Raw genomic sequence first — 18,476 nt, 5'->3', positions numbered from 1 at the left:
CGCCGGAACGTTCCCGTCGGCTCGCACGCACTACGCGGTGGGCGGCTCCGCCGGTTCAACCACCGGCTTCGGGATCCCGCAGCCCTTCGTCGCGCGGACCGGATCGACGCTGGTCAGCGTCGTGCCGGTCACCGACTTGCCGCCCGCCGGCTTGCCGACCGGTGTGCCGCAGCCAGAGCAGGCCGAGCACCGGCAGCACGAGCGGGACGTAGCCGTAGCCGGCGCCGAACTCGGACCACACGGTGGCGTCCGGGAACGCGTCGGCGAACACCAGGCTCACCGCGCCGACCACGACCACCCCGGCCAGCTCCACACCGCACGCCAGGTAGGCGACCCGCCGGGACACCACACCGGCGAGCGCGGCCGTGGCCACGACGTACACGACCGCCGCGAACGCGGACAGCAGGTAGGCCGACGGCGCCTGCTCGAACCGGGTGGCGAGCTGCACCGCCGACCGGGCCGTGGCCGCCAGGGCGAAGATCCCGTACACCGCGATCAGCAGCCGCCCCGGCCCCGACCGGGTCGTCTCCTCCAGCGCGTCCGCCGGCTCAGCCATGACCAGCCCAAAGCTGGTTCAGCCGCAGGATCATCACCGGCACGGTCAGGCACGCCACGGTCAACACCCCGGCGCCCCACCGCGACCGTTCCGCGAGGGACCAGAACGCGCCGAGCGGCAGCACCACGGCCGCCCCGACCAGGTAGCCGATGAACGTGACCCGGTCCAGCTCCCGGCCGGCACCCAGCGCGTTCACCACGCCCACGACCGCCTGGACCAGCAGCCCGACTTCGAGCAGCACGACGAGCCCACCCAGCGCGAGGGTCGGCTTGGTGGCGAGCGTGATCGGCCGGTTGGCAATGGCCAGGACCAGCGACCACCCGGCCGCGACAAGAGCCACGACCGTCAACGCGGTCGCGAGGACTTCGATCATCGGATCTTCCCGGTAGAGCGGACTTACCGCCGAAACCTACCCCGCGCTACGACAGCGGCAGCTTGAAGCCCTCGTGCGACTGGACGAAGCCGAGCCGGCGGTAGAACCGGTGCGCGTCCACCCGGCTCTTGTCGGAGGTCAACTGCACGACGACGCACCCACGGGCCCTCACTGGCACGGTCCTCCCCGACAGCCGGTGGTCCCACCTCACCACAACACCGCCTCGCCGACCGAGGTGCTCCAGCCGTGCGGCTCAGGAACCGCCCGACAGGGTGAGGTCACCCAGCACCACGGCCGGGCGCGGTGTCGCGACGGCCTCCGCCACCCGCGCCACCACCTCGTCGAACACGGGGTCGTCGTAGTAGTCGCTGTGCCCGCGCAACGGCGAGGCGACCATGTCGGGGTCGGGGTCGAGGAACTCCGGGTCGCGCAGCCGGACGTCGTTGCCGCAGCGGAAGCCCCACAGCTTCGAGGCCGCGTACAGCGGCTCGTCCGCCGTCTCCGCCCACACCTGCACCGGCCCGCCCAACGGGTCGGTCGACCGGTGCACGTTCCACCACCGGTCGCCGAGGTCGTCGTGCAGCCTGGCCAGCTCGGCGTGCCCGAGGTAGTGCGGGAACAGCCGCGAGTACGCCCACTGCAACTGCGAGCCGTACGTGACCAGGCCGACCCGGCGCAGTGCCGCGGCGGCGTCCGCCTGCTTGATGTACCGCTCGCCATCAGCCGGGTCGGGCCGCTCGCACTCCCCGCGCAGCAACGACAACGCGGCGAAGCACACGACGCTGCCCTGGCTGTGCCCGGACAGCACGACCGCGCCCACGTCGTGGTGCCCGGCCAGCCGGACCGCGCGGGACGTCAGCTCGATGGTGGCCCGACCGCCGTAGGGCGGCGGGCAGATCGGGTGCGCCAGGCGCGGCCAGAACGCCACCAGGTCCCACACGATGCCGACCGCCGTGCGCATGCTGGGGCTCTGCCACGACCGCACGCCCAGCAGCAGCAGGACCACGACGAGGCCGGACACCACCAGGCTGCCCAACGCGCCCAGGTCCAGCGCCGGGCGGGTGGACAGCCAGTCCGCCAGCCCGGACGGTGGCGCGGCCCGCCAGTCCGGGTGCGCCAGCCGGGCCAGGGCGACACCGCCGCCCGCCGCCACCAGCACACCGCCGAGCAGCGCCATCGCGCCGAGCAGCCAGTGGTAGCGGTACTTCGCCGAGGCGAGCCGCTGGGTGAACGCGACCTTGCGGATGCCGGGCCGGTCCGGGCGGCCCGGGTAGTCGGCCAGCACGCCTTCCCGGATCGCCACGCCGACCGGGTGCCGAAGACACGTCCACACGCCCACCGCGTACAGCAGTGCCGCCCCGGCCGCCGCCGCCCAGAACCCCCAGCCGGGCGCGGCCGTCCACCGCAGCACCACCGCCACGACCGCGACGACCGACCCGGCGGCGAACACGACCGCGCTGGACACCTGCCGCACCATCGCCGCCACGATCGGCGCCACCAGCAACGGGAACGCGATCGCCAGCACACCCCACAGCCCGGCGCCGACGAGGTAGCTCGTGCTCAGCACCAGCCCCTGCCGACCGGCGTCCGGCACCGGATCGCCGACCCACTCCACCACCCGGTACGCCAGCCCGCCGCTGAACCCGACCGCCAGCGTGGTGGCGAGGGCCGCGATGACGACGGCCCCGTAGCCGTGCCACATCGGCCGGAAGCGCTTGTCCACCACCATCAACTCGACACCGCGCTTCGAGTGCCGCATGTGCGCGCACGCTCCCGACAGGACCACGAGCAGCAGCATCGCCAGCGCGCCCAGGATGTTGGTCACCGCCTCGAAGCCCGCCAGCGGCGTCACGCCGGCGCTCGCGTTCGTCGGCAGCCGCCAGAGGAACGCCGTCGCCGCACCGGCCGCCGGCAGCAGGTACGCCACCGACGCCCACTTCAACGCCCGCGAGTTCACCTCCCGCCGGTCCGGCGACATCACCACGCACCCGACCGCCCACGCCAGCACCAGCACGCCGACCCCGACCACCGCCCACGACAGCACGTCCGACGGCCGGCCCGGCTGCTCGGTCCGCAACGCCCCCGCGTACAGCACGCCCACCACCACGCACGCCGCCGCCACGTGCGCGTCACGCAGCACGGGCGTGCGCGGCGACGTGTGCCAGAACGCGTAGTCGCCCAGGTTGCCGGTGCGGGTCTCCCACGCGTGGTGGGTGCCCTTCGGCTCGTACAGGAACGTCTGCCGGCCGAACCACCACAGCGTGGTGATCACCAGCATCGGCGGCGCGATGCCCACGAGCAGCATCGCCCCGAACGGCCAGCCGTCGAAGAACCCCAGGTGGGCCGCCCGGCACGCCACCGTGCCCGCGCACTGCCGCACCAGCAGCTCCAGCGACACGTACGCCACGGACGTGACCAGCATGCACGTCAGCACCAGGCCGAGCAGCCGCAACACCGCCTCGGCGAACCGACCCGCCCCGAGCAGCGTGTACCGGGCCAGGTTGAGGATCGCGAACGGGATCAGCAGCAGCCACAACGCGCGGCTCGCGCCGCCGGAGGTGAACCGGCCCCAGTGGAACGCCTCCACGGTGCGGGTGCGCCCGCTGGACAACGCCCGCGCCGGTTTGCCGGCCCGCAGGAACCGGGCGACGTCGTCACCGGCCACCGGGGTCGGGAACGGGTCGCCGAGCATCGCTTCCGGTGGGGTGCCCGACACCCCGTGCACCCGCAGTTCGACGACGTCCTCGGGACGCATGCGTGATCACCTGCCGTGGTTCGCCGTGGGGTGTTACCTACCGGATCGCCCCCATCGGCTAACCCGTTTCAGGGAATGAGCCACCCGGTTGGGCGATCTCTGGACCGGTGAGAGCATCGTGGGCGACGCCCGGCCGCCGATCGCGGCCGGGCGGACCACGGCCCCGACCCGAAAGGCTGCCCACGGTGACCAAACCCGCCCGCCGCGACCCGAGCAAGCTCGTCGACGCATCCGGTTTCCGCGAGTTCGTCCAGCACGGCTGGGGTCCGGCCGACCGCGCCGCCCGGGTCGCGCCCGGCGCCGCCCAGGCCGCCGCCGCGCACCGCGACCGGCTCAGCGCCGCACTGCCCGGCGCGCGCATCGCCGTGGCCGCCGGCTGGGCGCCGGTGCGGTCCAACGACACCGACCACGGGTTCCGCCCCGACAGCGATTTCTCCTGGTTGACGGGCTGTTCCGCAGAGGGCGCGGTGCTGGTGATGCACCCGGTGGCGGGCGGCCACGACGCCGAGCTGTTCCTGCGCCCGCCGGCCGGTCCCGACGAGCCGGACTTCTTCGCCAACGCCCGTGACGGCGAGCTGTGGATCGGCCCGGTGCCCGGACTGGGTGAGTGGACCGAGGCGCTGGGCGTGCGCTGCCGTCCGCTGCACGAGCTGCCGTCGGCGCTGCGCGGCAGGCTGCCCGCCGTGCACGCGACCACGGGCGTGGACCCGCTGCTGGACGCGCTGGCGGGCGGGGACCACACCGCGTCGCTGCGGACCGTGCTGGCGGAGCTGCGCCGGATCAAGGACGACTGGGAGGTCGGCCAGCTCCAGGCGGCGGTGGACGCCACCATCCTCGGTTTCGCCGACGTCGCCGCCGAGCTGCCCACGGCGGTCAAGGGCGGCGGTGAACGGTGGTTGCAGGGCACGTTCGACCGGCGCGCCCGGACCGCCGGCAACGGACCCGGCTACGCCTCGATCGTGGCCGCCGGGCCGCACGCGCCGGTGCTGCACTGGGTGCGCAACGACGGGCCGGTGCCCGAGGACGCGGTGCTGCTGCTGGACGCGGGCGTGGAGCTGGACACGCTGTACACCGCCGACATCACCCGGACGTTGCCGATCTCCGGGGCCTACAGCCCGGCGCAGCGGCGGGTGCACGAGCTGATCGAGCGGGCGTCGGTGGCGGCGTTGGCGGCCGTGCGGCCCGGTGCGGCGTACCGCGACTTCCACCAGGAGGCGATGCGGGTGCTCGCCGAGGGCCTGCACGACTGGGGCCTGCTGCCGGTGTCGGTGGACGAGGCGCTGGACCCGGACGGCCAGCACCACCGCCGTTACATCACGTGCGGGGTCGGCCACTTCCTCGGCCTGGACGTGCACGACTGCGCCAACTCCCGCTCCACCGCGTACCACGAGGGCGCGCTGGAGGTCGGCATGACGCTGGCCGTGGAGCCAGGCCTGTACTTCCACCCGAACGACGAGACCGTGCCGCCGGAGCTGCGGGGCATCGGTGTGCGGCTGGAGGAGAACGTCGTGGTGACGCCCGAGGGCAACCGGGTGCTGTCGTCGGCGCTGCCGGGTGACGTGGCCGGGCTGGAGGCGTGGGTGGCCGGCGCGGGCCGCTAGCAGCTCGCGCGGTGCGCCTGAACAGGCGTCACACCCTGTTCAGGCGCACGGACGTGACGGCGTGGTGCTCGACCTTCAGGACTTCGATGGTCCAGTCCCCCACGGTGACCCGGTCGCCCGGCCGGTCCGGGATGCGGCCCAGTGCGACCAGCACCAGGCCCGCGACGGTGGCGTAGTCGCCTTCGGGCGCGTCGGGCAGTTCGATGCCGAGGTCGATCAGGTCGTGCATGGGGAACGTGCCGGGCAGCACGAGCGACCCGTCGGCGCCGTTGCGCACCGCCATCACGTCGCGGTCCGTCTCGTCCAGGATCTCGCCGACGATCTCCTCCAGCAGGTCTTCGAGCGTGATGATGCCCTTGACCGCGCCGTGCTCGTCCACGACCAGCCCCAGCTGCTCGCGTTCCGCCTTGAACCGGCGCAGCGCGTCGGACACCCGCACGGAGTCCGGGAACACCACCGGCGGACGGACCACGTCGTCCAGTCGGCTGTCGTCTTCGAGCAGGTCACGCAGGTGCACGACGCCGACGACGTCGTCCAGGTGCCCGCCCCGCGCGACGGGTGCGCGCGAGTGGCCGGAGGCGGTCAGCTCGGCGCGGGCGGACGGCATGTCCAGGTCGGCGTCCAGCGTGACCACGGCCCGGCGCGGCACCAGGACCTCGCGCAACCGGCGCTCGTCGATCTCCAGCGCACCGGTGATGATCATGCGCTGATCGGCGTTGAGACCGCGCTGCGCGGAGACGAGCTCCCGCAGCTCCTCCGACGACATCTGCTCGGACTCCGGGTCCGGTTTGCCGCCGAGCATCCGGACCACCAGGTTCGTCGACACGCTCAACGCCCACACGGCCGGCCGTGAGATGGCGGACAGGACGTGCAGCGGGCGTGCCACCAGCAGCGCCCACCGCATCGCGTACTGCATCGCCAGCCGCTTCGGCGCCAGCTCGCCGAACACCAGGGTCAGGAACGTGAGCACGACCGTGACCAGCGCGATCGCCACGACGCCCGCGGCGTTGCCGAGGAACGACAGCGCCGGCACCAGCGGCTCCGCCAACGACACCGCCGCCGTCGCCGAGGCCAGGAAACCGGCCAGCGTGATGCCGATCTGGATGGTGGCGAGGAACCGGTTCGGGTCGCGGGCCAGCCGCACCAACGTCTTCGCGGAGGCCCGACCGTCACGCTCCAGCGACCGCAACTGCCCCTCGCGCAGGCTGATCAACGCCATCTCGCTACCCGCGAACACCGCGTTGAGCAGCACCAGCACCGCGACCAGCGCGATCGTCCAGCCGAACCCGTCCATCCCTGTTCAGTACCCCGATGCGACCGGCGTGCAACTCGTCGGCCCTGTCGAGTGGCGGGTCACACGACGGGGAGGGAGGTCAGACCACGGCGTGGCGGCCGTTGCCGAGCGCTCGGCCGCTGGTGGTCAGTTCGGTGGCCACGCGGTCGACCGCGTCGGTGAACTCGGTGTCGTCGCAGTTCCAGTCGGTGAGCTTGACCAGCAGCCAGCGCCGCCACGCGGCCACCAGGTCGGCGAACACGTCCGTGCCCTGCGGCGTGAAGCGGTACCGGCCGTCCGATTCCGTGACGTAGCCGCGCGTCTGGAGTTGGCGTGCCACCGGTTCGAACACGCCCGCGGGCACCTTCGTCGCATCGGCCAAGCGTTCGAGCGTGGCGTGGCCGTGGTCGACGCTCTGCCGGAACACCTTCGCCACCAGCCACGCCTGGGCGTGCGTCAGCGGGACGTCCGACGCCCGCAGCACCTCGGGCGTGGGATCGTGGCGCTCGCGGCTGTAGATGAGGGCCACCAGCTTCTCCAGCTCGTCCCGGGAGTCCGCCGTGTGCGGCGCGGCGAAGTTGTCACCCATCTCGGTGGCGCCGGCACGGGCCGTGTCGCGCAGCGGCACTTCCTTGAGGAACAGGGCGACCAGGAACGCGACGGCGGCGACCGGCGCGGCGGCGAGGAACACCGTGTGCAGGGTGTCCGCGTAGGCGGCGACGATCGGGGCTTTGACCTCGTCCGGCAGGGCGTGCAGGGCCTGCACGTTCGACGCGGCGGCCGGGTCCACGCCCGGTGGGATCGCGGCGGCCAGGTTGCCGGGCAGGTTGCTCGCGTACACCGTGCCGAAGACCGCCACCCCGAACGAACTGCCGAGCGTGCGCAGGAAGCTCACGCCGGACGTGGCCACGCCCAGGTCCTCGTAGCTGCTGGTGCTCTGCACGACGACCATCGCCACCGGCATGCACATGCCGACGCCCAGTCCGAGCACGAGCATGTACGTCGACGCCTGCCAGAACGACGTGTCCGGGTCCAGCCGGGACAGCAGGAGCAGCCCGCCGACCATGAACAGGCTCCCGACCAGCGGGAACACCCGGTAGCGGCCGGTCTTGCCGATCACGTTGCCGGTGGTGACGGAAGCGATGAGCAGGCCCACGACCAGCGGCAGCATCTCCAGACCGGACTGGGTCGCGGACGCGCCGTGCACGTACTGCAAGTAGGTCGGCAGGAACGTGACGCCGCCGAGCATGGCGAACCCGACGACGAAGCTCAGCACCGTGCACACGGTGAAGACGCGGCTGCGGAACAGGCGCATGGGCAGCATCGGTTCGGCGGCACGCGTCTCGACGAGTACGAATAGGCCGAGCGCCATCACCGACCCGACCGCCATCAGGACGATCGTCGCCGACGTCCACGGGTACTCGACGCCACCCCAACTGGTGACGAGCGTGAGGCCGGTGGCGGCCAGCCCGATGAGCAGGATGCCCAGGTAGTCGATCTTCGGTCGGCCCACGCCGGTGAGGCCCGGCAGGGCGAACGCGCCCACGGCCAGCACCACCACGCCCAACGGCAGGTTGACGTAGAACGCCCAGCGCCAGCTCAGGTGGTCCACGAACAGGCCGCCGAGCAGCGGGCCGACCACCGTGGCGACGCCGAACACCGCGCCGATGAACCCCTGGTACTTGCCGCGCTCGGCCAGCGGCACGACGTCCGCGATCACGGCGGCGGACGTCACCATGAGCCCGCCCGCACCGAGCCCCTGCACCGCGCGGGCCAGGATCAGCCACGTCATCGAGTCGGCCCAGCCGCACAGGAACGAGCCGACCATGAACAGCGCGACGCTCACCAGGAACGTCCGCTTGCGGCCGAACAGGTCGCCGAACTTGCCGATCAGCGCGGTCATGATGGTCTCGGCGAGCAGGTACGACGTGACCACCCAGGACAGGTGCCCGCCGCCGCCGAGGTCGCTGACGATGGTGGGCAGCGCGGTCGCCACGATCGTCTGGTCGAGCGCCGCCAGCAGCATCCCGAGCATGATCACCGCGATGACAGCACGCCGGGCCCCGCCTCCCACCTGCGCCCGATCGACCACGTGGACCTCCCGGCCAGACCATAAATCCGTCCCCGCTCCCCCGCCGGCGCAGACCGCACCGGCCGGCCGTCAGCGCCGTGGTGGTCCTCATCCCCAGGGCCTGTCGCCAGTGGAATCAATCAGGACGACGAGGCGTTCCCACGAGCGTGAAGAGAATCGGTTTTCTCTCCTTCGGGCACTGGTCGGACGGGCCGCACTCGCGGACCAGGAGCGCGTCGGACGCGTTGTTGCAGGCCATCGACCTCGCCGTGGCCGCGGAGGAGCTCGGCGTGGACGGCGCCTACTTCCGGGTGCACCACTTCGCGCGGCAGCTGGGCTCGCCGTTCCCGCTGCTGGCCGCGATCGGCGCCAGGACCGAACGCATCGAGATCGGCACCGGCGTGATCGACATGCGCTACGAGAACCCGCTGTACACGGCCGAGGACGCCGGCGCAGCGGACCTCATCGCCGGCGGCAGGCTCCAGCTCGGCATCTCGCGCGGATCACCGGAGCAGGTGATCGACGGGTGGCGCTACTTCGGCTACCGGCCGAGCGAGGGCGACACCGACGCCGACATGGCCCGCAAGCACGCCGAGGTGTTGCTGAAGGTGCTGGAGGGCGAGGGCTTCGCCCAGCCCAACCCGCGCCCGATGTTCCCCAACCCGCCGGGTCTGCTGCGCGTCGAGCCGCACTCGCCGGGTCTGCGGCAACGGATCTGGTGGGGCGCGGGCTCCAACGGCACGGCGGTCTGGGCGGCGCGGCAGGGCATGCACCTGATGAGTTCGACGCTGAAGAACGACGAGGGCGGGGCGCCGTTCCACGTGCAGCAGGCCGAGCAGATCCGGGCGTTCCGCAAGGCGTGGTCCGAAGCCGGGTGGCAGCACGAGCCGCGCGTCTCGGTCTCGCGCAGCATCTTCGCCCTCACCTCGGACCTCGACCACGCCTATTTCGGCGACGACACCGGCAGCACCGACAAGATCGGCCACATCGACGCCGACACGAGGGCGATCTTCGGCCGCACCTACGCCGCCGAACCCGACGCCCTGGTCGAGCAGCTCGCCGGCGACGAGGCGATCGCCGAGGCCGACACCCTGCTGCTCACCGTGCCCAACCAACTCGGCGTGGACTACAACACCCACGTGCTCGACAGCATCCTCACCCACGTCGCCCCCGCGCTCGGCTGGCGCTGACCCGCACCGCGATCCATGTGCTCGGGGCTGGTCGACCGTCGAACAAGCGCCCAAACGAGATGCGGCCGTTGACGGCGGTCGACGGGCGCAGGAGCGTGCGTCGGTGTGAAGCTCACCGCCACGCTGACCGGACTCGCCCTCGTCGCGGGGGCCGTCCTCGCCGCGCGCGTACGTGACGCTGCTGCGGCGGGCGAGGGAGAAGTACCCGACCGCGACCGTGCTGGCGATGCAGACGTTCCGGAAGCGGTACGTCGCGGAGACGCAGGCGGCCGTGCGTGCGGTGAACGACCCCGAGATCCGGTTCGTGGACACCACCGGCTGGATCGTGGAAGCCACCGACACCACGGACAACGTGCACCCGAACGACCAGGGCCACCGCAAGATCGCCGACCGCCTGGCCCCCATCGTCTCCGCCGCCCTCGGGTGACCGGTGATGTCAGGTCCGCCTCACCCCGGCGTTGGTGATCGGCAGCGGCACCCAGGAGAACTGCGTCGAGGTCGCGGTGGCCACCGACGAGGTCGGCGTTCGGCACTCGAAGCAGGCCGCCGGACCTGAGCCGGCCTTCCCCTCTACCGCCTTCACCGCGTTCCTGCGCGACGTCAAACTCTGAGGGCCGCGCACGCGGCATCGACGGCGGCTACCCGCAGGGCGTCCACGGGTTCGTCGGCGAACACCAGGACGCAGTCGGCGAGCCCGCCCAACGCCACCGTCGCACGGGTGGCGTCCGCGAGCGACGGGTTCTCGCCGACCAACAGCGTCGCCAGGCTCAGCCGCCACTCCAGCACCCGGTCGACCATGCCCAGATCGGCCAACGCCACCAGCTCCCGCACCATCAGCGCGACGACGTCACGGTGCTTGAAGTGGAAGTCGAAGTAGCCCTCCAGCAACGGTCTGGGACCGGCCGGTGGACGTGACTGCAGTTCCGCGACGTACGCGTCCCCGTCTTCGATCAACGGCTGGACGATGCTGCGCACCAACTCCTCGCGCGACGCGAAGTGGTAGTAGAGCGCCGGTTTGGTGACCCCGAGCCGGTCCGCGATCTCCTGGAGCGTGGTCCCCCGCACGCCCTGCCGGAGGAACAGCTCGCGCGCCACCGCCTGCGCACGCGCCTTCGTGTCCGAACCCCTGGCCATGCCCGGAGCTTACCGACCGGTCAGTCGCCCTTGTGCCCGTCGCGCCCTGCACTTACTATCCGGTAAGTAAGGAGGGATTGTCATGGGGGTTCTGATTTCCGGCGCCAGCGTCGCCGGACCTGTTCTCGCCTACTGGCTGGCCAGGTACGGGTTCGAGGTGACCGTCGTCGAACGCGCAGCTCAGCCGCGCAAGACCGGCGGCCACTCGGTCGACCTGTTCCGGCCCGCGATGGACATCGCCGAGCGGATGGGCGTGCTGCCGCAGATCGTGGGACGCGCCACCGGCACCGAGCGGATGGTCGTGCACAGCCAGGGCAAACGCCCTGTCGAAGTCGACATGGGCCGGCTGTTCGGCGCCGTGTCCGACCGGCACTGCGAGATCATGCGCGACGACCTCGCCGAGGTGTTCCACGACGCCACGCGCGACAAGGTGGACTACGTCTTCGGTGACTCGATCACGTCCATCACCGACGACGGCGACGGCGTCGAAGTCACGTTCGAGCACGGCGAGCCGCGCCGGTTCGACCTGGTCATCGGCGCGGACGGGCTGCACTCGAACGTGCGGCGACTCGTGTTCGGCGAGGTGCCCGAGCTGTTCATCGGCGCCTACCTGGCCGTGCTGTCACTGCCGAACCACCTCGACCTGCACGACACCACGCTCGCGTACACCGACGTCGGCCGAACCGCCGCGATCTACAGCACCGACCACCTGCCGGACGCACGCGCCGTCTTCCTGTTCCGCTCGGAGCAGCCGCTGGTCTACCACTACCGGGACGTGCCGCGGCAGAAGGAGTTGCTGCGCGAGGCGTTCGCGGACATGGGTGGCGAGGTGGCGCGCTGGATGGACCACCTGGACGGCCCGTTCTACTTCGACTCGGTCACCCAGCTGCGGATGGACACGTGGTCGCGTGGCCGGGTCACGCTCGTCGGCGACGCGGGCTGCTGCCCCGGCCCGGCGGTCGGCGGCGGCACGAGCCTCGCCGTCGTCACCGCGTACGTGCTGGCGGGCGAACTGGCGGCGGCGGGCGGTGACCCGGCGGTCGCGTTCCCGGCGTACGAGGCGGAGATCGGCGACTACGTGCGTCGCAGCCGCGCGTTCGGGGTGGGCACGGCGAAGCGCATCATCCCCGCGACCTCGCGCGAGGTGTGGGTGATGCGGCAGGCGATGCGCCTCTTCGCCAAGATGCCGTCGTTGGGCAAGCTGCTGGCCAAGCTGAACAACAACGGCGTCCGCCTGCACGACTCCGTCGTCCTCAAGGACTACGCGCTCGTCAAGTAGCTCCTGGCGTCAGGTGAAGCGGCTCACCACTGGATGTCGGTCAACGCCTCCAGTGGTGCCCGCTCCTCCACCGACTCCGGCACCACCAGGGTGTCCGCCGCCCGCAACGCCGCCGGGAACGTGAACCCGCACCGCTCCTCGACCTCGACCAGCCGCACCTGGAACACCCGGAACTCGTCCAGTTCCAGCGACTCCAGCTGGTTCAGGTTCTGCGTCAGCACGAACGCCCGCGCCTTGAGCACCCCGGCGGACGCGAACGCGATCACCTTCCAGTACTCGCGCGGCAACGGGACGCCGCGGAACACCCGGTCGTCGGAGCGGAACACCGGCCCGCCGTAGACGCTGACCCGCAGGTCGTCGACGTCCACATCGGACAGCACCGCGTCCTCCAGCCGGCCCCACAGCCCACGCCGCATGCTCTGGTTGAAGTCGTCCATCTGGGGCGTGATGTTGGTGAAGAAGAACGAGTCCCGGTTCGCCCTCTCCGCCACCGCCTGCGGACCCCACAGCAGGTCCGCGCGCCGCGCCACGTGCCCGCGGTCCAGCCGGTTGCCCCGGTACAGCTCGTCGCCGACCTGGAACTCGGCCGGGAAGCGCTCGTCCAGCACGAACGGGATGCCGCTGCGGTTGACGGACCTCAGCCCGCCGCCGTCGATGTTCCACGCCACCCAGAACGCGAACCGCCGCGACTTGCTCTGCGCCAGCGAGAAGTGCGTGTAGTCGATCACCGTCGACCCGTTCAGCTCGACCGCGTCGGCACGGGTCGCCGCACCCAGCTCGGGCACGCCCACCGGCACACCGAGGAAGTTCTCGTCGAACCCGACCAGCGACACCTCTGACTTCTTCGGCGGCTTGACCGTGATGCCGAGCTTCTCGAACACCGACGCGGGCAGGCACGCCAGCGCGTGCTCGTCGGCGCTGTCCCCCGCCTCCCCCGCGAAGTGGATGCCCGCCAGGGTCTTGCCGCTCTTGCCGTTGGCCGACTTGAACATCCACGCCGCGCCGGAGTCGCCGCCCATGCTGATCTCGCCGTCGGCGGCGGGGTGCGCCGGATCCACTCCGATCTCGAAGCCGCCGATCTGCCGCTGACCCACCCCGGGGCCGTAGTCGATCTTGACGAGGGTGTCCACGCGCCGGACCACGCCGTGCGTCACGCCGGTCGTCCGACCGCTCTTCACGACCTTGTCGCCCAACTCGGGGTCGCCCAGCTTGTCCACCGGCACGCCCAGGTCCAGGATCTCCGGCTCGAAGCGGCGGCCCTCGACGGTGGCGATGGCGCAGTCGCCCGCCGCGCCCAGGTGCGATCGGACGAGCCGGCCCAGCCGGGTGCGGTCGGTGCGGTTGTCGTCGTGCACGCCCGGCTGCACGACGTCCTCGCCCAGCGCGCCCTGCGGCCCGTGCAGGACGTGCCAGTTGCTCAGGACGTACGGTGTGCCGTCGACCCTGTCGTAGACGATGCAGCCGAGGGTGCCCGCGGACACGCGCACGTGCCCGACGCTGACGCCCGGCACCACCGGGTCGACCCGCGTCTTGCGCACGTTGGCGACCGTCTCCTCCACCACGTGGAAGTCGACCTTGTAGTGGCGTTCCAGCACGTCGGTGGGCACCTCGACGCCGTCCACCTCGATCGTCCCGGGCAGCAGCGCCGTGCCGAGCGCTCCCAACGCCTCGGGCGCGACCTTCTGCCGGACGGTGAACTGGACGGCGATCTCGTCGGTCGGCTCGCCGTCGGCGACCTTGTAGCCGATCCCGATCGAGGACACGTTCGGATCGCGCAGGTAGTCGGCGCCCTTCGTGCGCACGAACTTCCGCAACGAAGCCTGCAAACCGTTCTTCTTCTTGACCATGAGCGCCGAACCCCCTGGATGCGCGCGTCGGTGGCCTTGCTGTCGCGTCCCCCGATCCGGTGTTAGCCCGAACCGTGCGCGTTCACCCGTTCAGCCCAATGGTGACCACCGAATGCAGTCTCTACCACCGTATCGGCTGAAAGTTAACGCTCTGGCGACTGATCGTTGAACTCTGATCGGACCTGTCGTCGCCTCCACCGCCGTGCTGTGGTTCAAGGGCACGTCGAGCACGTTCCCCGACGACCCCCTGCGTGTTGGAGGAGCTGTGAAGATCAGACACCTGGTTCTGGCGAGCGCGTTGTCAGCCGGCCTGGCCGCCGCACCCGCGCACGCCGCCCCGACCGGCGCGGTGCTCTACAGCGGGCACCCGCAGGCCGTGGCGGACAGCTACATCGTGGTCCTGAAGCGGCACGACGACCTGGCCGCGATGACGACCACACCCGGCGTCACGTTCACGTACCGGACGGCGTTGTCCGGGTTCGCGTTGCGGGCGAGCGCGGCGGAGGCCAGGCGTCTCGCCGCCGACCCCCGCGTCGACTACGTCGCCCAGGACGTCCGGGTGCGGCTCACCGGTCGGGACCTGACCGCGCGGGAGGTCGCGTCGCCGGACATCAGCGCGCAAGCCCTGGGCGTGCAGCCGAACCCGCCGTCGTGGGGCCTGGACCGGATCGACCAGCGCTCCCTGCCGCTGGACCAGAAGTACTTCCACCCGAACACCGCCTCCGCCGTGCGGGCGTACGTCTTCGGCACCGGGATCCGGTACACCCACCAGGAGTTCGAGGGCCGGGCCGTCCCCGGACTGGACACCGTCGGCGGCGTCACCCCGCCCGGCAACGACTGCAACGGCCACGGCACGCACATGGCGGCCACGGTCGGCGGCCAGACCACCGGTGTGGCGAAGGACGTGACGCTGGTGTCCGTGCGGGTGCTCAACTGCCAGGGCTCCGGCACGTACTCGCAGATCATCGCGGGCATCGACTGGGCCACCGGTGACGCGGCGGCCAGCGGCCGGAAGGCCGTCGCCCTGATGACGTTGGGCGGCCCGCTGAACCAGCCGCTCACCACCGCCATCACCGCGTCGATCAACGCGAACGTGCACTACTCGGTGGTGTCGGGGAGTTCCAACGCCAACGCGTGCAACTACTCCCCCGGCAACACCCCGCTGGCCACCACCGTGGGTGCGACGGACGCCAACGACGCGAAGGCGAGCTTCTCCAACTACGGGCCGTGCGTCGACGTGTGGGCGCCTGGCGTCAACATCACGTCCGCGTGGGGCACGTCGGACACCGCGTACTCGACCATCAGCGGCTCCACCGCTTCCGCGCACGCGGCGGGCGTGGCGGCGTTGTGGCGGCACAGGTTCCCGGGCGACTCGGCGGTGGCGGTGGCCGAGGCGCTGGCGGCCAACGCGACGCCGGGCGTGGTCGGCAATCCGGGGGTGGGATCGCCGAACCTGCTGCTGTTCATGGGCATGATCCCGGTGTGACCGCCCTGTAGGAGGCGGAGGACTCGCACGGCGGGTTCACCACCGTGCGAGTCCACTCAAGGCCTGGCACCCACGACCTAGGGAGCCCAAGGCGCGGTGACGGCCCAGCTCACGTCCGCGTCGTAGGACGTCGGGCTGTCATACGCGTGGGCGCCGCCGTTCACCGCCACCCACACCTCCTCCGCGTAGTGCCGCATGCTCGCACCCAACTCGTTGACCGAGGTGAGCCGGACGCCGTCGACCCCCGGCTGGGCGCAGAACGTCGCGTCCTTCCGGAACAGGTCGGTGCCGTCCGAGGCTGCCACCCGCACCCGGAACGCCGCGTGCCGCAGGTACTGCCCCGGCAGGTTGCGCGACTCGAACGAGTAGCACGACGGCTCCGCCAGACCGCGCCGCACGATGAACGTCGCGTCGGCCCTCAGCAGCGCCGGACTGGCCGCGTCCACCACGTCCGTCCGGGCCAGGCTCGCCTGGTGCCGCAGGTACCGGTCGGTGAACCCCGGCGTGACCACCCGGAACGACCGGGCCTGGTCCAGCGGCAGGTCCGCGCCGCTGCGCCAGAGCGGGACGACCGCCGCCCACGTCGTGTCCGCCGCGAAGTTGGTCGCGCCGTCCCACGGGTTCGGACCGCCCGACCGCGCCACGTACACGTTCTCGGCGTAGTGCCGGATGAAGTGGCCGGGCATGTTGCGCGACTCCAACGCCGTGCCGCCGTTGCCCGCACGCGCGCAGAACGTGGCGTCACCGGCGAACCCGGCCGACCCGTCGTTGGCGTCCGACCGCACCCGGAAGTTCGAGTGCCGCAGGAACCGGCCGGGCAGGTTGCGCGACTCGAACGACAGGCACGCCGCGTCCGCCAGACCGGGCCGGGCCCAGAACGTGGCGTCCAACCGGCCCGCGTCGTCACCGATCACGTCGGTGCGCGCCAGAGAGTCGCGGTGCCGCAGGTGGCGGTCGGTGAAGCCCGGCGTGGTGACCTTCAGCGAGATGGTCTCGCCACGCCCGACCTCGGTGCCGTTGGCGACCGCCAGCACCCGCCGGTTCACGTCCCGCACGCGTGCCTCGGTCATCTTCAGCACCTGCCGGTCGTACGTGTAGAAGCCGTTGACCTCGTTCTCCACGTCGTAGGGCTCGGTGTAGACGGACGCCGACAGGCCGCGCGCGTGCACGAACCGGCCGACCTCCTTGGTGATCTCCACGTACCGGCTGGTCAACGACGTCTCGTCGGGGAACAGCTCGCCGTACGCGAAGCCCGCGCCGGGCTGCCACTCGTGGCCGGCGACGCGCCGTCCCAGCCCGCCGAACTCGCCCAGCACGGCGACCCGGTCGGCGTCGGGCAGGCGGGTGCCGCTGGACATCTGGTAGGCGTGGTCGTCGATGATGTCGCCGTTGCCCGGGTCGGGGTCGGAGACGCAGCAGTTCGAGCCCGAGTTGTGGTTGACCAGGCGGGTGTTGTCGATCGACCGGACCAGGTTCACGATGCGGCCGGCGTCGTACTCGCCCCAGCCCTCGTTGAACGCCACCCACTGCACGATCGACGTGATGCCCTTGAGCTGGTCGATCATCCGCCGCAGCTCGGACTCGAAGTGGGCGTGCCCGTTCGGGGCGTCGTCCACCGCGTCGAGCGACGGCATGTCCTGCCACACCATCAGCCCGAGCCGGTCGGCGTGGTAGAACCAGCGGGCCGGTTCGACCTTGATGTGCTTGCGCACCATGTTGAAGCCGAGCGCCTTCTGCCGTTCCAGGTCGAACCGCAGGGCGGCGTCGGTGGGCGCGGTGTAGATGCCGTCCGGCCAGTAGCCCTGGTCGAGCGTGCCGAGCTGGAAGACGAACTTGCCGTTGAGCAGCGGGCGCATGACGCCGCCGACCATCGCCTTGCCCAGCGACCTCATGCCGAAGTAACCGGTGACCACGTCGCTGCCCGTGGTGACCCGCAGGTCGTAGAGGAACGGGTCGTCGGGCGACCACAACCGGGCGTTGGGCACGGGGACTCGCAGGTGACCGCCGACCGTGCCGCTCGCCGTGCCGACGACCTGGCCGCCGGACAGCACCTCGGCGCGCACCGGCTGACCGGCCGTGCCCTGCACGACCAGGTCCAGCACGCCCGCCGGCACGTCCGGGGTCGTGTCGAGGCGGGTGATGTGGTTGGCCGCGACCGGTTCCAGCCACACGGTCTGCCAGATGCCGGAGGCGGCGGTGTAGAAGATGCCGCCCGGGTCCCGGCGCTGCTTGCCGATCGGGTACCGGCCGCCGTCCACGGTCGACCGCACGCCGACGATCACCTCGTTCGCGCCGGCGCGGAGGGCGTTGGTGATGTCGAACGAGAACGCGTCGAACCCGCCGGTGTGCGTGCCGACGCTGACGCCGTTGACCCACACGCGGGTCTCCCAGGTGACCGCGCCGAAGTTCAGCTTCACGCGGCGGCCGTTCCACTGGGTGGGCGTGGTGAACGTGCGGCGGTAGAACATGTGGTCTTCGTGCCGCTTGATGCCCGACAGCGCGGACTCGATCGGGAACGGCACCAGGACGCCCTCGGCGAGCGTCCGGCCGAACGGCGGTGAGGACAGGTTCGGAGCGCCGGCGAACTCCCAGACGCCGTTGAGGTTGAGCCAGTCCGAGCGGACCAGCTGCGGGCGCGGGTACTCGGGCAGCGCGTTGGTCGGTGACACCTGGGCTGTCCACGGCGTGGTCAGGGGCGCCGGTTTGGGCTGCCAGACGGCCGCGGAGGCGGTGCCGGGCAGCGCTGCGACGAGGGTGCTCAGGACGAGGAGTCCGGTGATCCCGGACAACAGCTTGCGCATGGTGGCTCCACGATCGGCAGGGTGCTGGTGACGTGGGTGCTCGGTCGGCGACCTCTCGGTACTGGTGACCTGGGTCACTTGCACTTCTTACATCGTTGATACAACGTTGT

14 protein-coding genes are annotated in these 18,476 nt (G+C 71.4%); 6 read left to right on the top strand and 8 right to left on the bottom strand.

Annotated features, from left to right (window positions below):
- Window positions 1–55: 55 nt before the first annotated feature.
- From ACRAKI_RS11835 to ACRAKI_RS11825, 3 genes are all read right to left on the bottom strand, one after another.
- The gene (locus ACRAKI_RS11835) at window positions 56–556 is read right to left on the bottom strand and encodes a hypothetical protein (protein WP_447007106.1); all 501 of its coding nucleotides are present in this window, start codon (window positions 554–556) and stop codon (window positions 56–58) included.
- Window positions 549–929 carry a hypothetical protein gene (locus ACRAKI_RS11830; protein ID WP_447007105.1) on the bottom strand — a complete coding sequence of 127 codons (381 nt, stop codon included), beginning with the start codon at window positions 927–929 and terminating at the stop codon, window positions 549–551. Before ACRAKI_RS11830 ends, ACRAKI_RS11835 begins: the two co-directional genes overlap by 8 nt.
- A 253-nt stretch (window positions 930–1,182) precedes the next feature.
- Window positions 1,183–3,684: a hypothetical protein gene (locus ACRAKI_RS11825; RefSeq protein ID WP_447007104.1), complete on the bottom strand. Its 2,502-nt coding sequence runs from the start codon at window positions 3,682–3,684 to the stop codon at window positions 1,183–1,185.
- Between the two features lie 185 nt (window positions 3,685–3,869).
- On the opposite strand from ACRAKI_RS11825, the gene ACRAKI_RS11820 reads away from it, so the two are divergent.
- Complete coding sequence (locus ACRAKI_RS11820) at window positions 3,870–5,285, top strand: aminopeptidase P family protein (RefSeq protein WP_447007103.1); 1,416 nt, start codon at window positions 3,870–3,872, stop codon at window positions 5,283–5,285.
- A gap of 28 nt (window positions 5,286–5,313) precedes the next feature.
- Here the strand turns inward: ACRAKI_RS11820 and ACRAKI_RS11815 are convergent, their stop codons facing one another.
- Together ACRAKI_RS11815 and ACRAKI_RS11810 are read right to left on the bottom strand one after the other, a co-directional pair.
- On the bottom strand, window positions 5,314–6,579 hold the full coding sequence (locus ACRAKI_RS11815) for a hemolysin family protein (RefSeq protein WP_447007102.1): 1,266 nt from the start codon (window positions 6,577–6,579) through the stop codon (window positions 5,314–5,316).
- A gap of 79 nt (window positions 6,580–6,658) precedes the next feature.
- Window positions 6,659–8,593 carry an MDR family MFS transporter gene (locus tag ACRAKI_RS11810; RefSeq protein ID WP_447008397.1) on the bottom strand — a complete coding sequence of 645 codons (1,935 nt, stop codon included), beginning with the start codon at window positions 8,591–8,593 and terminating at the stop codon, window positions 6,659–6,661.
- Window positions 8,594–8,796: 203 nt separating this feature from the next.
- On the opposite strand from ACRAKI_RS11810, the gene ACRAKI_RS11805 reads away from it, so the two are divergent.
- The 3 genes from ACRAKI_RS11805 (at window position 8,797) to ACRAKI_RS11795 (ending at window position 10,430) form a co-directional block, all read left to right on the top strand.
- Entirely contained in the window at window positions 8,797–9,819 is a 1,023-nt protein-coding gene (locus tag ACRAKI_RS11805) for an LLM class flavin-dependent oxidoreductase (RefSeq protein ID WP_447007101.1), read from the top strand.
- A 172-nt stretch (window positions 9,820–9,991) separates the two neighbouring features.
- Window positions 9,992–10,246: a hypothetical protein gene (locus ACRAKI_RS11800; protein WP_447007100.1), complete on the top strand. Its 255-nt coding sequence runs from the start codon at window positions 9,992–9,994 to the stop codon at window positions 10,244–10,246.
- A 34-nt stretch (window positions 10,247–10,280) separates the two neighbouring features.
- Entirely contained in the window at window positions 10,281–10,430 is a 150-nt protein-coding gene (locus ACRAKI_RS11795; RefSeq protein WP_447007099.1) for a DUF397 domain-containing protein, read from the top strand.
- Here ACRAKI_RS11795 and ACRAKI_RS11790 read toward each other — a convergent pair.
- Window positions 10,420–10,953: a TetR/AcrR family transcriptional regulator gene (locus ACRAKI_RS11790; RefSeq protein ID WP_447007098.1), complete on the bottom strand. Its 534-nt coding sequence runs from the start codon at window positions 10,951–10,953 to the stop codon at window positions 10,420–10,422. The genes ACRAKI_RS11795 and ACRAKI_RS11790 overlap by 11 nt on opposite strands.
- 82 nt (window positions 10,954–11,035) lie before the next feature.
- Between ACRAKI_RS11790 and ACRAKI_RS11785 the strand changes: the two genes are divergently transcribed.
- Window positions 11,036–12,232, top strand: coding sequence for an FAD-dependent monooxygenase (locus tag ACRAKI_RS11785; RefSeq protein WP_447007097.1), 1,197 nt, complete (start codon window positions 11,036–11,038; stop codon window positions 12,230–12,232).
- A gap of 23 nt (window positions 12,233–12,255) precedes the next feature.
- Here the strand turns inward: ACRAKI_RS11785 and ACRAKI_RS11780 are convergent, their stop codons facing one another.
- Window positions 12,256–14,079, bottom strand: coding sequence for a DNA/RNA non-specific endonuclease (locus ACRAKI_RS11780; RefSeq protein ID WP_447007096.1), 1,824 nt, complete (start codon window positions 14,077–14,079; stop codon window positions 12,256–12,258).
- Between the two features lie 265 nt (window positions 14,080–14,344).
- Here ACRAKI_RS11780 and ACRAKI_RS11775 point away from each other — a divergent pair, with 265 nt between their 5' ends.
- Window positions 14,345–15,565, top strand: coding sequence for a S8 family peptidase (locus ACRAKI_RS11775; protein WP_447007095.1), 1,221 nt, complete (start codon window positions 14,345–14,347; stop codon window positions 15,563–15,565).
- 77 nt (window positions 15,566–15,642) lie between these two features.
- On the opposite strand, the gene ACRAKI_RS11770 is transcribed toward ACRAKI_RS11775, so the two are convergent.
- Window positions 15,643–18,366 carry an AbfB domain-containing protein gene (locus ACRAKI_RS11770; protein WP_447007094.1) on the bottom strand — a complete coding sequence of 908 codons (2,724 nt, stop codon included), beginning with the start codon at window positions 18,364–18,366 and terminating at the stop codon, window positions 15,643–15,645.
- Window positions 18,367–18,476 lie beyond the last annotated feature (110 nt).

Source organism: Saccharothrix isguenensis, assembly GCF_052936305.1.
This window is presented reverse-complemented; position numbering and strand designations above follow the sequence as displayed.

Coding starts and splice junctions, on each gene's coding strand:
- ACRAKI_RS11785 (WP_447007097.1), top strand. CDS start 11,036: ATGGGGGTTCTGATTTCCGGCGCCAGCGTCGCCGGACCTGTTCTCGCC.
- ACRAKI_RS11830 (WP_447007105.1), bottom strand. CDS start 929: ATGATCGAAGTCCTCGCGACCGCGTTGACGGTCGTGGCTCTTGTCGCG.
- ACRAKI_RS11770 (WP_447007094.1), bottom strand. CDS start 18,366: ATGCGCAAGCTGTTGTCCGGGATCACCGGACTCCTCGTCCTGAGCACC.
- ACRAKI_RS11825 (WP_447007104.1), bottom strand. CDS start 3,684: ATGCGTCCCGAGGACGTCGTCGAACTGCGGGTGCACGGGGTGTCGGGC.
- ACRAKI_RS11815 (WP_447007102.1), bottom strand. CDS start 6,579: ATGGACGGGTTCGGCTGGACGATCGCGCTGGTCGCGGTGCTGGTGCTG.
- ACRAKI_RS11810 (WP_447008397.1), bottom strand. CDS start 8,593: ATGCTCGGGATGCTGCTGGCGGCGCTCGACCAGACGATCGTGGCGACC.
- ACRAKI_RS11790 (WP_447007098.1), bottom strand. CDS start 10,953: ATGGCCAGGGGTTCGGACACGAAGGCGCGTGCGCAGGCGGTGGCGCGC.
- ACRAKI_RS11835 (WP_447007106.1), bottom strand. CDS start 556: ATGGCTGAGCCGGCGGACGCGCTGGAGGAGACGACCCGGTCGGGGCCG.
- ACRAKI_RS11780 (WP_447007096.1), bottom strand. CDS start 14,079: ATGGTCAAGAAGAAGAACGGTTTGCAGGCTTCGTTGCGGAAGTTCGTG.